The sequence below is a fragment of the Streptomyces sp. URMC 127 genome (assembly GCF_051386535.1).
Taxonomy (GTDB): domain Bacteria; phylum Actinomycetota; class Actinomycetes; order Streptomycetales; family Streptomycetaceae; genus Streptomyces.
The window spans coordinates 1-13,511 of record NZ_JBPQTW010000082.1; the positions used below are offsets into that span (position 1 = coordinate 1).

Annotated in this window: 12 protein-coding genes; 4 read left to right on the top strand and 8 right to left on the bottom strand. The window is 73.2% G+C overall.

Going from position 1 to position 13,511, the window contains the following annotated elements; translation table 11 throughout:
- Positions 1-266 precede the first annotated feature (266 nt).
- Both ACSNOH_RS18020 and ACSNOH_RS18025 read left to right on the top strand, forming a co-directional pair.
- Complete coding sequence (locus ACSNOH_RS18020) at positions 267-671, top strand: effector-associated constant component EACC1 (RefSeq protein ID WP_436722372.1); 405 nt, start codon at positions 267-269, stop codon at positions 669-671.
- A gap of 5 nt (positions 672-676) precedes the next feature.
- The gene (locus ACSNOH_RS18025; protein ID WP_436722373.1) at positions 677-5,176 is read left to right on the top strand and encodes a caspase, EACC1-associated type; all 4,500 of its coding nucleotides are present in this window, start codon (positions 677-679) and stop codon (positions 5,174-5,176) included.
- Between the two features lie 29 nt (positions 5,177-5,205).
- Here the strand turns inward: ACSNOH_RS18025 and ACSNOH_RS18030 are convergent, their stop codons facing one another.
- Entirely contained in the window at positions 5,206-5,880 is a 675-nt protein-coding gene (locus ACSNOH_RS18030; RefSeq protein ID WP_436722374.1) for a heme oxygenase (biliverdin-producing), read from the bottom strand.
- A 133-nt stretch (positions 5,881-6,013) separates the two neighbouring features.
- Positions 6,014-6,871: a type I methionyl aminopeptidase gene (gene map, locus ACSNOH_RS18035; protein ID WP_436722375.1), complete on the bottom strand. Its 858-nt coding sequence runs from the start codon at positions 6,869-6,871 to the stop codon at positions 6,014-6,016.
- Between the two features lie 68 nt (positions 6,872-6,939).
- On the opposite strand from map, the gene ACSNOH_RS18040 reads away from it, so the two are divergent.
- Positions 6,940-7,188 carry a hypothetical protein gene (locus ACSNOH_RS18040; RefSeq protein ID WP_436722376.1) on the top strand — a complete coding sequence of 83 codons (249 nt, stop codon included), beginning with the start codon at positions 6,940-6,942 and terminating at the stop codon, positions 7,186-7,188.
- A gap of 175 nt (positions 7,189-7,363) precedes the next feature.
- On the opposite strand, the gene ACSNOH_RS18045 is transcribed toward ACSNOH_RS18040, so the two are convergent.
- Positions 7,364-8,713, bottom strand: a complete 1,350-nt coding sequence (locus tag ACSNOH_RS18045) for an MFS transporter (protein WP_436722377.1) — start codon at positions 8,711-8,713, stop codon at positions 7,364-7,366.
- A gap of 82 nt (positions 8,714-8,795) precedes the next feature.
- Positions 8,796-9,431 (bottom strand): hypothetical protein, encoded by a 636-nt coding sequence (locus ACSNOH_RS18050; protein ID WP_436722378.1) that lies wholly within the window; start codon positions 9,429-9,431, stop codon positions 8,796-8,798.
- A gap of 167 nt (positions 9,432-9,598) precedes the next feature.
- Between ACSNOH_RS18050 and ACSNOH_RS18055 the strand changes: the two genes are divergently transcribed.
- Positions 9,599-10,027, top strand: coding sequence for a helix-turn-helix domain-containing protein (locus tag ACSNOH_RS18055; protein ID WP_436722379.1), 429 nt, complete (start codon positions 9,599-9,601; stop codon positions 10,025-10,027).
- Positions 10,028-10,111: 84 nt separating this feature from the next.
- Here the strand turns inward: ACSNOH_RS18055 and ACSNOH_RS18060 are convergent, their stop codons facing one another.
- From ACSNOH_RS18060 to ACSNOH_RS18075, 4 genes are all read right to left on the bottom strand, one after another.
- A complete protein-coding gene (locus ACSNOH_RS18060; RefSeq protein ID WP_436722380.1) occupies positions 10,112-10,720 on the bottom strand; it encodes a ClpP family protease in 609 nt (202 codons plus the stop codon).
- A 4-nt stretch (positions 10,721-10,724) separates the two neighbouring features.
- Positions 10,725-11,360, bottom strand: coding sequence for a ClpP family protease (locus ACSNOH_RS18065; RefSeq protein ID WP_436722381.1), 636 nt, complete (start codon positions 11,358-11,360; stop codon positions 10,725-10,727).
- A 187-nt stretch (positions 11,361-11,547) separates the two neighbouring features.
- Positions 11,548-12,765 carry an MFS transporter gene (locus tag ACSNOH_RS18070; RefSeq protein WP_436722382.1) on the bottom strand — a complete coding sequence of 406 codons (1,218 nt, stop codon included), beginning with the start codon at positions 12,763-12,765 and terminating at the stop codon, positions 11,548-11,550.
- A gap of 122 nt (positions 12,766-12,887) precedes the next feature.
- On the bottom strand, positions 12,888-13,484 hold the full coding sequence (locus ACSNOH_RS18075) for a DUF2867 domain-containing protein (protein ID WP_436722383.1): 597 nt from the start codon (positions 13,482-13,484) through the stop codon (positions 12,888-12,890).
- Positions 13,485-13,511: the final 27 nt, after the last annotated feature.

The following is a 13,511-nucleotide window of genomic DNA, read 5'->3' on the forward strand; positions in this document are numbered from 1 at the left end:
CCTCCTCGGCGCCGCAGGCGCCCTCGTGCTGGCCGGCAGTGGGGCCGTCTTCGCCACGCGCCGCCGCGGCCGCGGCCCCGCGCAGGGCTGACCGCCCGCGCCCGCAGACCGGCGCCCCCTGCCTTCACCGGCCCCGGCAGGGGGCGCCGCCCTTCCCCGCGGCGATGGCCAACCGTGACCGAACTACCGCTCAGCACACCCCCGTTGCGGTGTAGCCTCGTGGCCCCGGAAAGCACGTGAGGCGTGAAAGGGGCAGTGAGGGCGCAGTGAAGGCAACGCTGACGGTCAGCAGCCCGGACACGGGCACGCGCACCGGCCCCGCCGCACTGAACGATCTCCGCCGGTGGCTGCAGCGCCATCCGGAACTACGGCCGCACGTCAGACAGGAGCCCGCGCCCGAGCCCGCCCCCGGCACCATGGGCGCGGCGTCCGAGTTCCTCACCCTCCTCCTCGCGCCCGGCGGCGCGACGGCCGCGCTGTCGGCCGCGGTCATCGCCTGGCTGCAGAACCGCCGCGGCAACCAGACCGTCACCATCACCCTGCCCGACGGTACGCAGGTCACCGTCTCCACCGAGAAGGTGCGGGACCTGAACGCCCGGGACAGCGGCGAGCTGGCCCGGAGCCTGGCCGAGGCCCTCCGGCGCGGCGAGCTCCCGGCCGACCGGCCCTGACCACCATGGACGAGGGCGCCGGAAGGGACCTGGCCGGTCCGGACTGCCACGCCCTAGTGGTCGGTACGGGCCGGTATTCCGGTGCCCTCGCGGACCTGCCGAGCGCCGTCCGCTCCGCCACCGCCCTCGCCGAGGCGCTCCGCACGGCCGGCGGCATGGCGGACGAGCGCGGCGACCGCGTCACCCTGCTCACCGACCCGGCCGGGGCGCCGGACGTCCTCGCCGCCATGAAGGACGTGACCGACCGCGCCGAGGGCGGCGTCGTCCTCTTCTGCTTCGTCGGCCACGGGCTCCTCGGACCCGCCGAGCAGCTCTACCTCGCCACCGCGGCCACCGGCTCGGCGCAGGACACCGTGCACGCCGTCCCGTACGCCGAGATCAGAAACCTGCTCGGCGATTCCTCCGCCCGTCCCGTGGTGATCCTCGACTGCTGCTTCTCCGGGCTCGCGGAGGCCGTCCAGCGGGGGCCGCGCCGCGACCCGTACGCCTCGGCCCGCCCCCACGGCAGCTTCCTCCTCGCCTCCGCGACGCACTACGCCGCCGCGTTCGCCCCGGACGGCGAGGAGTACACCCTCTTCAGCGGCGAACTCCTGCGCCTGCTGCGGGAGGGCGACGCGGGCGGCCCGCAGCAGTTCACCCTCGCCGGCCTCTACCGCCACCTCGACCGCCGTCTGCAGGGCGCGCCCGCCCGGCCCCACGCCGGCAGCGAGGGCCGGATCGGCGACCTGGTCGTCGCCCGCAACCCCCGCTACACACCCGCGGCCCCGCCCGTCCCGGAGCCGCCGTCCGAGGGCGACTGCCCGTATCCCGGCATGCGCCCCTTCCTGCCCGAGCAGCACGAGTTCTTCTTCGGTCGTAAGGACCTCACCGACGCCCTGGTCGAGAAGGTGACGGCCGCCGCATCCCGCCGCCCCCTCGTCCTCGTCGGTCCCTCCGGCGTCGGCAAGTCCTCGCTGCTGCGGGCCGGCCTCGCCGCGAGGCTGGACAGCGGGGGGCACGGCTCCGCGCTGTTCGTGCCCGCGCCCGGCGCCCGTCCCTTCCACACGCTCACGGCCGGCTGGGCCGAGGCCACGGGCCGGCCCTTCGGCGAGGTCGAACGGGACCTGGGCGCGGGGCGGTTCGGCGCTCCCGTGGACGGCAGGCGGCCGCCCCGCGTCCTGATCGTCGACCAGCTCGAAGAGGTCTTCACGCACTGCGACGACGCTGAGGAGCGCGAACTGTTCATCCGCGCCCTCACCGGCGCGGAACCCGGCCGAGGCCCCCGCATCGTCCTCGGTCTGCGCGCCGACTACTTCGGCCACTGCCTGCGCGACCCCAGGCTTGCCCGCCTCGTGCGGGAGGGGCAGTTCACCGTCCCCCCGATGACCGGCGACGAACTGCGCGAGGCCATCAAGCTGCCCGCCAAGCGCGTACTGCTGGACCTGGAGGACGGCCTGGCCGACCACCTGCTGCGGGAGCTGGAGGACGAGGATGCCGCCCCGCGCGGGGCCATCGCCCTGCCGTTCCTCGCCCACGCGCTGCAGGAGACCTGGGCCCGCCGCCAGGGCAACCGGCTGACCTTCGCCGGCTACCAGGCCACCGGAGGCATCCGCACGTCCGTCGGCACCACCGCCGAGCGCATCCACGACTCCCTCGACGCCGACGGGCAGCGAGACTTACGGGAACTCGTGCTGCGCATGGTGCGGCTGGTGGACGGCGACGGCAGAGCCGTACGGCGCCGCGTCCCCACCGGTGAACTCGCCGACCACGCGGCCCTGCTCCAACGCCTCACCGACGCCCGCCTCGTCGTCCAGGACGACGACGAGGCGCAACTCTGCCACGACTCGCTGCTCCACGGCTGGCCCCGGCTCCGTCAGTGGATCAACGACGACCTCGACGGGCTGCTGGTGCGGCGCAGGCTCGGCGACGCCGCCGATGCCTGGGCCGAGGCGGGCCGCCCGCCCAGCGGCCTGTACGCGGGCAAGCACCTGGCGGCGGCCCGCTCCCTGACGGCCGGCGACGGGCGAGGGCGCCTGCCGATGCGCCCGGTGGAAGAGGACTTCCTGGCGGCCAGCGGGGGCGCCGAGCGGCGCCGGAAGCGCTTCCGGCGGGCGGGGCTCGCGATCGTCGTCGTCCTCGCGGTCCTCGCGTCCACGCTCGCCGTTCTCGCGCGGGGCGCGCAGCACCGGGCGGAGGACCGGGAGTCGGTGCTGCTCTCCAAGCAACTGGCGACGAAGGCCGACAGCCTGCGCGCACGCGACCCCCTGACGGCCCTCCGGTTGAGCCTGGCCTCGTACCGCCTGGCGAGCACGCCGGAGAGCCGATCGAGCCTGTACGCGGCTCAGATGTCCCAGGTGCCGGTGGATCTGAGGGGAACGGGCGAGCCCGTCCTCCACGTCGCGTACAGCGGAGACGGCCGGGTGCTGGCGGCGAGCCACCGCGGCGGCCGCTTGCAGCTGTGGGACGTGAGCCGCCCGGCCGCCCCGCGCAAGGCCGCCTCCCTGGACCTCGGCTCCGCGGCGGCGGTCGCCTTCCACCCCCGTACGCGGCTGCTGGCCGCCCAGACGGCCGGCGGGTTCGCGGTGTGGGACACCGCCGACCCCTTCCGCCCGCGGCGCCTCAGCGCGCGCGGAGCGCCAGGAGGGGCGGCAGCCTCGCTCGTCTTCAGCCCGGACGGCAGGACGCTGGCGGCGGGCCTGGGAAAGGGCCGGCTCCTGCTCTGGGACCTCGCCGAACCGGCCCGGCCGGAGCTGCGCACCGACCGGACGGTCGCCTCGGAAGACGTGGTGTCCGTCGCGTTCAACAGGGACGGCCGGCTGCTGGCGGTGAGCAGCGGCACGCTGGGTGGGCAGCACGGGGAGGGCGGGACGGGCGCGATCGGACTGTGGGACGTACGGGAGCCGGCGCGGCCCGCCCTGAAGGACACGGTGACGACCGGCACGGCGACGCGGGCCGCGTTCCATCCGCGGCGCGACCTGCTCGTCGGCGCGAGCCGGAAGAGCCATCTGGCCGGATGGACGGTCGAGGGAGGCGAACGGTTGAAGCCCTTCGCCCCGTCCAAGGACACCTTTACGTACTGGGAGTTCGAGGACCTGCCCGCCCTCGGCTTCAGCAGGGACGGCGCAACCCTGGCGTGGGAAGGCAAGAGATCTGCCCTGTACGCGAAGAGCGAGCTGACCCTGCAGCGTGTCGAGGACACGGATGCCCCGGCCCTCGGCAGAGCCACCGACGAGAGTCACCTCCCGGTGAGCACGTACACCCGAGCCGTCGCCTGGGATCCGGCAGGGGCGTACGTCGCGGCGGGCGGGGAGAACGGCACGGTACGGCTGTGGCCTCAGCGGCCGCCCGCCCCGGCGGCCGTCGGTGCCCTGCCCTTCACCGACACCGGGACCAGCCCCATCAGCCACGACGGCACCCTCATGATCACGGAGGAGACGAGGAAGGGCGGGGCCGAGACGCGGCGGGTGTGGGACGTCAGCCGGTGGACGGCACCGCGGCTGAAGTTCACCGTTCCCGAGCCCTGGGAGATCCGTAACTTCCTGCCCGGTACGTCAGTCGTTCTGGCCCACCGGTACACGGAGGCCACCAAGGACCACCTCTTCCGGTTGTGGGACATGAGTGGTCCCGGCGACCCGGTCCCGGGCGGCGACATCCCCTTCAACGCCCCGGACGTGAACCTCGGCTTCAGCCCCGACGGTCGGTTGCTGGCCGTCGGGCGGACGTTCGACCACCGCATCGAGCTGTGGGACGTGAGCAAGCCGCGCACGCCCGTGCGGCGGTCGGTGTTCGAGGGCAGCACGAGTGACTTCTCGGCGAGCATCTGGTTCCTGACGTCCCGCGCCGTCGCGACCATGGAAGGGAAGGAGAACCTTCAGCTCTGGGACGTCGCCGACCCCGGCCGGCCCCGGCGGGCGGGAGTCGTCGGTGGCATGAAGGCCGACAGGAGCATCGGCTTCTCCAGGGACCGGAAGCTGCTGCTGGCGGAGGAACCCGGCCGGCAGGTGGCGCTGTGGGACCTCTCGGACCTCGACCGGCCACGGCGCGGCGGTCTGATCCCGGCCGGCGTGTCCGGCTACGAGGAGATCGGCGGCGACATCCTGGCGGCCGTCGACCAGAACAACAGCGTCCAGTTCTGGGACGTGAAGGACTTCCGGCACCCGCGCAGGACGCGGACCATGCTCCTTGACCAAACGAACAACGACAAGATCGAGCGCGGCCCGGACGCCGGACGGCTGCTGACGGGCAAGGACCCCTGGCGGATCTGGGACGTCGGCCCCGGCGGGGACTGGCGCACCCCGCATTTCGCCGCACTGCCGGGAGCGAGCCGCGTCCTCCTCTTCCCGGACCGGCTGCCCCTCATTGCCGTCACGAGCGGGAAGGACGGCAGCCGCGGCGCGCTCACCTTCCTCCTCCACCCCGACACCGACCGCCTCTACGCCGACCTGTGCCGGGCCAACCCGTCGAGCGTCCCTGAGGAGGACTGGAAGAACCTCTTCTCCGACGTGGCCTACCAGCGCTCCTGCTGAGCGGTGACCGGGCGGTGACCAGGCGGTGCCTAGGCGGTGAGCGGGAACTCCCGCCCCAGCGCCCGGAACACCGCCGTGTTCAGCGCGAAAGCGCGCTTGCACTCGTCCACCACGCGCTGCTTCTCCAGGTCGTCCACCGGCAGGGCGTCCAGCAGCCCGCGGTACTCGCGCTTGAAGGCGGCCGGGTTGGCTATGGCCTCGAAGACGTAGAACCGGACGCCGTCGCCCTTGCGCGCGAAGCCCCACGTCTTCTCGGCGGTGCCGCGGATGATCTGGCCGCCGGAGAGGTCGCCGAGATAGCGCGTGTAGTGGTGGGCGACGTAGCCCGCGGGCCACTCGCGCGCGCACTCCTCGATGCGGGCCGCGTACTGCGCGGTCTCGGGCAGCGGGGTGAGGCCGCTGCGCCAGTCCGGGCCGCCCAGGTGGGCGAGGTCGCGCTCCAGCTCGGCGGTGCGGGCCAGCTCGGGGCGGAGGAAGGGCCCGGCCACGGGGTCGCCCGCGAGGGACCCGGCGGCGGACTCCAGGGCGCGGTACACGAACCAGAGCTGTTCGGTGTAGCGGCGGTAGGCGTCGACGCCGAGGCGGCCGCCGAGCATGTCGCTCATGAACGTGGAGTTCTCCGCCTCCGTGTGCTGCTCGTGCGAGGCGGTGCGGATGAGCGTGGAGAACGGCGTGCTGGCGGCGGGGCTGGCGGGCGCGTCCAAGGCGGACCTCCGGTGGCCGGGGGAACGGGCGTGGCGACGAGAAGCCATCCTGCTACTTAGGCTTACCTAAGTCAATGTCTTCCCGACGGTCCGTCGGTAAAACCGTAGCGCCCGGACGCCCGCCCCGCAGCGCTTACGGAAGAGTGAGGATCTCCGCGCCCGTGTCGGTCACCACCAGCGTGTGCTCGAACTGCGCCGTCCGCTTCCGGTCCTTGGTGACGACCGTCCAGCCGTCCTCCCACATGTCGTACTCGTACGTCCCGAGCGTCAGCATCGGCTCGATCGTGAACGTCATGCCGGGCTGAATCAGGGTGTCGTGGTGCGGGCTGTCGTAGTGGGGGACGATCAGGCCGGAGTGGAAGGACGAGTTGATGCCGTGGCCCGTGAAGTCGCGGACGACGCCGTAGCCGAAGCGCTTGGCGTACGACTCGATGACCCGGCCGATGATGTTGATCCGGCGGCCCGGCTTGACCGCCTTGATCGCGCGGTTGAGCGCCTCGCGCGTCCGCTCCACGAGCAGGCGCGACTCCTCGTCCACGTCGCCGCACAGGTAGGTGGCGTTGTTGTCGCCGTGGACGCCGCCGATGTACGCCGTCACGTCCAGGTTCACGATGTCGCCGTCGCGCAGGACCGTCGAGTCGGGGATGCCGTGGCAGATGACCTCGTTGATGGAGGAGCACAGCGACTTCGGGTAGCCGCGGTAGCCCAGCGTGGACGGGTACGCGCCGTGGTCGCACATGTACTCGTGGGCGACGCGGTCCAGCTCGTCCGTCGTCACGCCCGGGGCGATCAGCTTGGCCGCCTCCTCCATCGCCCGCGCGGCGATGCGGCCCGCGACGCGCATCCGCTCGATCGTCTCCGCGTCCTGGATCTCCGGGCCGGAGTACGGGGTGGGCGCCGCCTTCCCGACGTACTCGGGCCGCGCGATGGAGGCGGGAACGGGGCGGGTGGGGGACAGGGTCCCCGGCGTGAGAAGCGACTGGCCAGACATGTCAGCGAGTGTAGCCAGGGCCCATCGGGGAGCATGTGGGCGAGAGAACGGATGTGAGGGAGATCCCGATGGCCCTGTTCAAGAAGCGCCCGGCCGGCAGGCCGGGCGAGTGGTACTACTGCCTGAAGCACGGCAGGGTCGAGGAGGGCCCGGAGTGCCGCGCCGCGGACCGGCTGGGCCCCTACGGCACCCGCGAGGAGGCGTCGCACGCGATGGAGACGGCGCGCGAGCGGAACGAGGAGTGGCGGACGGATCCGCGCTGGAACGACGACGCCGGCGATGCCGGCGGAGCCGGGGAGGGCCCGAAGGCCGGCTGAGGCCGGCCCGGCACCGCCGGTCACGTGAGCGGTGGGCTGGTCGCCGTCGCGGCGGAATGAAAGGCGTGGCCTTTCGGCCCGCTCTTGCCGCAGGCAAGAACATCCCGCCGCCACGGCGACCCACCCCCACCGGGCTGCCCGGCGGCGCCTAAGCCGCCTAAGCCGCCTAAGCCGCCTAAGCCGCCTCGGCCACCGCCTCCGCGGCCTTGAGGGACCGCATCCGCACCGCATGCTCGTCCGTCCGCTGGTCGTACGACATCAGCTTCGGCAGCGACACGGCCAGCAGGCCCACCGACGCGACGCACGCCAGCCCGCCGGCCCACACCGAGGCCCGCACGTTCGTCAGGGAGGCCATGCCGCCCGCCCGGACCTGGCCCAGCTGCGGCCCGATCGAGTACGAGAGCATCTCGATGCCGGCCAGCCGGCCGCGCAGCTCGTCCGGGATCGTCTGGTCCCAGATCGCCGAGCGGAAGAGGCCGCTCACCATGTCGCAGCCGCCCGCCACCGCCAGGAACAGCAGCACCAGCCACACGTTGCCGAGCCAGCCCGCGACGGCCATCGCCGCACCCCAGCCCAGCGCCGCGTAGACCACCATCCGGCCGTGCCGGTGCACCCGCGAGGCCCAGCCGCTGGTCAGGCTCACCACCAGGGAGCCCACCGCGCCGGCCGCGTACATCAGGCCCAGCGCCCACGGCGCGTGCAGGTCGTCCGCCAGGAACGGGAAGATCGCGGTGGGGAAGGCGAACAGCATCGCCGCCATGTCGATCACGTACGTGCCGAGCAGCTCCTTGCGGCTCCACGCGTACTGCGCGCCCTCCAGGATGCCGCGCAGGGACGGCTTGTCGGCCTCGTGCGAGGCGGGGGAGGGGGCCAGCCCGAAGAGCAGCAGGGCGGAGACGGCGTACGAGACGACGTCCAGCGCGTAGGCCCACTGCAGGCCCGCGAAGGCGATGAGCACGCCGGCGAGGGACGGCCCCGCGATGGCGCCGATCTGCCAGCGCATCGAGTTCAGCGCGATCGCCGCGGGCAGCTGCTCGTGCGCGACGACGCGCGGCACGATCGCCTGCAGCGCCGGCCGCTGCAGCCCGCTCAGGGCGCTGACCAGGGCGGCCACGACGTAGAGCGGCCAGACCATGGGGTGCGGCAGCAGCGTGTTGAGGAGCAGCAGGGCGGAGAGGACGCCGAGGCCGGCCTCCGTCCACAGGATCAGCTTGCGCCGGTCGAGGGCGTCGGCGAGCGCGCCGCCGTAGAGCCCGAAGACGACCAGCGGGACCAGTTCGACCACTCCGACCGCGCCGACGGCGAGCGCGGACCCGGTCAGCTCCTTGAGCTGCAGCGGCACGGCGATGAACGTCAGGAACGTGCCGAAGACGGTGACGAGGCCGGCGATCCACATGCGGCGGAAGTCGCGGGAGGAGTGCCAGGGCGTCAGGTCGGGCAGCAGGGCGCGCAGGCGCCGGTGCGAAGAAGAAGGAGAAGAAGGAGAAGAAGGAGAAGACGGGGGAGGGGGGTCTTGCGCAGTCACGGGAGACCATGGTCCATAAGCGGAAGATCGGGAGCAAACGCTTTTTCGAAGCGAGGCTTCCGCTTGTCGTGTGTGGCAGGGGTTACCAGCGGGGCGGAGGAGGCGCCGCCAGCTGGTCGGCGAGCCGGGCCAGCCGGTCCCGGAACCGCCGCCGCCCGCCGCGGGGCGCGGGCAGGCCGTTCTCCCCGGCGGCCGCGCTGACCAGGTGCTGCACGGTGTCGAGGTCGAGCTCCGTCCTCGTCGAACACGGCGCGGGCGGCGGCACCGCCAGCCGGTCGTGCGCCAGCGCCCGCATCTCCGCACCGGCCTCCGCGGGCGCCCCGTCCAGCGACAGCACGGTCGCCCCGCCGCGCCGGGCGTCGTGCACCCGCTCCAGGAGGCCGTCGCCCGGCTCGTCAGCCGTCACCACCAGCAGCGTCTCGCCCCGCCGCGCCGCCTCCAGCCTGCCCAGGCCGACGGACAAGTGCGCGGGAACCCCGGGCGGGACGCGGTGCCGCACGAGCGTGGGCGACAGCTCCGGCAGCCCCGACCAGGCGGCCTCGTCATCCAGGTGCGCCGCCAGGTGCCAGGGCTCGTACCCCTCGGTCCCCACCAGCAGCAGCCCCCCGTGCCGCCGCGCCACGGAGGCCCGCAGCGCCCCGGCGAACCGGCGCGTGTCCTGCAACCACTCGGTCCCGGCGAGCACTTCCCTCAGCAGTGCGACCCGTACGGCGTCCATACGACGGAAGTCTTCCGCACGGCGCGGGGAGGACGGGCGGGTTACGGGGGTTCTCACCCGTTTGGGAAGGATCGGGGAGGGCGGCCGGGCGCCCGGCCGCCGTGATTTCGCGGGCGGCAGAACGGCTCGGTACCTCGGGAGCGTTGCCGTGCTCCTACGCTGAAGAGGTGACCAGCCAAGCGTCGGAACCAGCCGCCCGTGTCATTCCTCTCCGTCCCGCCGGAAAGCCCCTCACCGGCGAGCCCCTCGCCAGGGAACCTCTCTGGCGGGACGTCCTCGGTGACGTGCTGCGGCGCGAGCGGCTGGCGCAGAAGCGGACGCTCAAGGACGTGGCCGACGCCGGGCAGATCTCCATGCCGTACCTGTCCGAGGTGGAGCGCGGGCGCAAGGAGGCGTCGTCCGAGGTGCTCGCCGCCGCCGCGCGGGCGCTCGGCCTGAGCCTGGCCGAACTCCTCGCACTGGTGCAGCAGGAGCTCGTCCGCTTGGCCAGCCGTATGCGCACGCGCACGCACGCGCGCACGCAAGCGCTGCACGTACGGCCGGTCGCGCAGCGGACGACGGCCCCGCACCGGGGCGAAGTGCGCCTGGCAGCCTGAAGGCTGACGCCCGGAGAGGCGGCCGCACACCCCCGTGGTGCAGCCGCCTTCTCCCATCAAGCTTTCAGGCCCCTTCAGGCTCCCTCAGGCCGCGGTCTGCAGCGCCCTGCAGCTCAGCACCTCGTCGGCGAGCCCGTACGCCACGGCCTCGTGCGCGGTGAAGACCTTGTCGCGGTCCATGTCCGCCCGGAGGGACGCCACGTCGTGGCCGGTGTGCCGGGAGAGGACCTGTTCCACTTCCGAGCGGATGCGGAGCATCTCCTTGGCCTGGAGGGTGAGGTCCGAGACCGTCCCCTGGCGGCCGCCGCTCACCGGCTGCCCCAGCAGGATCCGCGCGTGTTCGAGGACGAAGCGCCGCCCCGGGTCGCCTCCGGCGAGGAGGACCGCCGCGGTCGAGGCCGCCTGGCCGACGCAGAACGTCGAGATGGGGGCGCGGACGAACGTCATCGTGTCGTAGATCGCCATGAGGGAAGTGAAGGACCCGCCCGGCGAGTTGATGTAGAGGGCGATCTCGGTGTCCGGGCCGGCCGACTCCAGGTGCAGGAGCTGGGCGATGACGACGTTGGCGACGCCGTCGTCGATCTCCGTGCCGAGGAAGATGATGCGCTCGGACAGCAGCCGGCTGAAGACGTCGTAGGCCCGCTCCCCGTTGGAGGTGCGCTCGACGACGGTGGGGATCGTGTACTGGCTCATGGCGTCAGAGTCCGATCCGTCGCTTCGCGCCGGCCGGGCGGACGTCGTCGAGTGACGTGACGACCCGGTCGATCATGCCGTACTCCTTGGCCTCCTCGGCCGTGAACCAGCGGTCGCGGTCGCCGTCGCGGGAGATGGTCTCCTCGGACTGGCCGGTGTGCTCGGCGGTGATGCGCTCGACGGCCTTCTTCGTGAAGGCGAGGTTCTCCGCCTGGATGGCGATGTCGGCGGCGGTGCCGCCGATCCCGGCGGACGGCTGGTGCATCATGATCCGCGCGTTCGGCAGGGCGTAGCGCTTGCCCGGCGTCCCGACGGTGAGGAGGAACTGCCCCATGCTGGCGGCGAATCCCATGGCCAGGGTGGAGACGTCGTTGGGGATCAGCCGCATGGTGTCGTAGATCGCCAGCCCGGCCGTGACCGAGCCGCCGGGGCTGTTGATGCAGAGCGAGATGTCCGTACGGGGGTCCTCGGCGGACAGCAGGAGCAGCTGCGCGCAGACGCGGTTGGCGGAGACCTCGTTCACCTCCGTGCCGAGCACGACGATGCGCTGCATGAGGAGCAGCGAGGCGAGGTGGTCGTCGAAACGGGTGGGGGACGGGTCGCCGTCGGCGGCGCGCGGTGCGAGAGCGAGTGGGTACATCGGGCCTCCTTGGCCTGGCGGACGCGTGGTCCGGTTCCCCATCACTCTCCGGCCGCCGGGGGCGCCGCGGCACACTTCTCTGCCCCCGGCAGATTCGCCGAGGGCAGAGGGTCAAGGGGCAAAGGGACAAGGGGTAGAGGGGCGGTGAGGCCGGAGCGGGCCGCAGGGCCCGCTCCGGCCGTACGGGCTAGCCCACCTGCTCGCGGGCCGCGTCCCGTTCGCGGTCCGCGCCGTGCGAGGCGACGACGCGGGACGGCTCCGTGCCGTCGCGGTCCAGCGCGCCCGAGACGATCGCGCACAGCAGGCCCGCGGCGGCGAGGGCCGCGCCCACCAGGGTGGGCGACGTCCAGCCCCAGCCCGCCGCGATGGCGACGCCGCCGAGCCACGCGCCGCCCGCGTTGGCGAGGTTGAACGCGGAGTGGTTGGAGGCGGCGGCGAGGGTGGGGGCGGCCTTGGCCTTGTTCATGATGAGCATCTGCAGCGGGGTGCTGGTCATGGAGCCGGCCGCGCCCAGCAGGACCACCGTCACCAGCGCCGCCCACTTCACGTGCACCGTGAAGTCGAAGACGACCAGGACCGCCGCGAGCCCGGCCAGGGCCCCGTACAGCGTGGGGCGCAGGGCGCGGTCGGTGAGCGGCCCGGCCGCGAGGACGCCCAGCGTCATGCCGGTGCCGAACAGCGCCAGCACGAACGTCACCGAGGTCTCGGAGAAGCCGGTGACCTCGACGGCCATCGCCGACAGGTAGCTGTAGACGGCGAAGACGCCCGCGAAGCCGAAGACGGTGGTCAGCAGGCCGAGCAGCACCTGGCGGCCGCCGAGCGCGCGCAGCTCCCGGCCGAGCCCCGCGCCCTGCTCGTGCGGCAGGTCGGGGATCAGCCGCGCCAGCGCGGCCATGGCCAGGACGCCGATGCCGGTCACGACGAGGAAGGTCGCGCGCCAGCCCAGGTGCTGGCCCAGCAGGGTCGCCGCCGGCACGCCGACGATGTTGGCGACGGTCAGGCCGAGGAACATCATGGCGACGGCCCGCGCCTGCCGCCCCTCGCCCGCGAGGCGGGCGGCCACCACGGACCCCACGCCGAAGAACGCGCCGTGCGGCAGCCCGGCGAGGACCCGGCCCGCGACGAGCGTCCCGAAGCCGGGCGCGAGCGCCGAGGCCAGGTTTCCGAGCGTGAAGACGCCCATGAGCAGGATCAGCATCCGCTTGCGGGGGACGCGCGCGCCGAGCGCGGTGAGCAGCGGGGCGCCGAAGACGACGCCGAGCGCGTAGGCGGAGACCAGATAGCCGGCGGTGGGGACGGAGGTCCCCAGGTCACCGGCGACCTCGGGCAGGAGGCCCATCATCACGAACTCGGTGGTCCCGATGCCGAAGGCCGAGACGGCGAGCGCCAGCAGCGCCAGGGGCATGAGGAGGCCTTTCGAACGGGGGTGCGGGGCAAGCCGTCCAGGGTACGGGATGGCCCCGCCGCATCCGCCCGCGCTCCCGGGTCACGCCTCCCGGGCCGCGCCTCGCGGGTCACGCCTCTCGGTCACGCCTCCCGGGCCGCGCTCCTCTCGTGGGCGCTCTTCTCCCAGTCCCGTCCGATCTGCCGGAGCAGCGCCGGGTACACCCCCACGTACCGGAACAGCTTGATGCCCGCCATGTAGGCGGCGCCGAACAGGCCGTTGGGCTTCACCAGGACGGCCATGCGGGCGTGGTGGCCGCCGGTCCCGTCCGGGACCCAGCCGATGTGCATCACGCCGTGCATGGTCGCGTTGGCCATCTCGGCCGCCCACTCGTCGTGGGTCTGGTAGACGGAGGTGAACTTGCCGAAGCCGGGGCCCCGGAGGCCGTCGCGGAGGTCGGCCGGAAGGCGGTCCCGCAGGGTCGCCACCCGGGCGCCGACGACGGTGGCGGGCTTGTCCCAGCCGAGCAGCGCCCCGAGCTTCCAGCGGATCGCGAAGAGCGCGCGGGCCACGGGGGCGTCGATGTCCCCCTTGCCGGCCGAGATCTGCCTCACCAGGTGCGCGAGGTCGTCCGGGCCGCCCGGTGTCGGCAGGTCCCAGACGTCCTCCACGCGGAAGTCGTAGGCGATCTCGTGGATGCGCCAGGGACGGGAGGTGTGTGCGGTGCTCGGCAGCCTCATGTTGCTTCCCCCATCTATACGATGCCG

Coding starts and splice junctions, on each gene's coding strand:
- ACSNOH_RS18025 (WP_436722373.1), top strand. CDS start 677: ATGGACGAGGGCGCCGGAAGGGACCTGGCCGGTCCGGACTGCCACGCC.
- map (WP_436722375.1), bottom strand. CDS start 6,871: ATGTCTGGCCAGTCGCTTCTCACGCCGGGGACCCTGTCCCCCACCCGC.
- ACSNOH_RS18040 (WP_436722376.1), top strand. CDS start 6,940: ATGGCCCTGTTCAAGAAGCGCCCGGCCGGCAGGCCGGGCGAGTGGTAC.
- ACSNOH_RS18050 (WP_436722378.1), bottom strand. CDS start 9,431: ATGGACGCCGTACGGGTCGCACTGCTGAGGGAAGTGCTCGCCGGGACC.
- ACSNOH_RS18060 (WP_436722380.1), bottom strand. CDS start 10,720: ATGAGCCAGTACACGATCCCCACCGTCGTCGAGCGCACCTCCAACGGG.
- ACSNOH_RS18065 (WP_436722381.1), bottom strand. CDS start 11,360: ATGTACCCACTCGCTCTCGCACCGCGCGCCGCCGACGGCGACCCGTCC.
- ACSNOH_RS18070 (WP_436722382.1), bottom strand. CDS start 12,765: ATGCCCCTGGCGCTGCTGGCGCTCGCCGTCTCGGCCTTCGGCATCGGG.
- ACSNOH_RS18075 (WP_436722383.1), bottom strand. CDS start 13,484: ATGAGGCTGCCGAGCACCGCACACACCTCCCGTCCCTGGCGCATCCAC.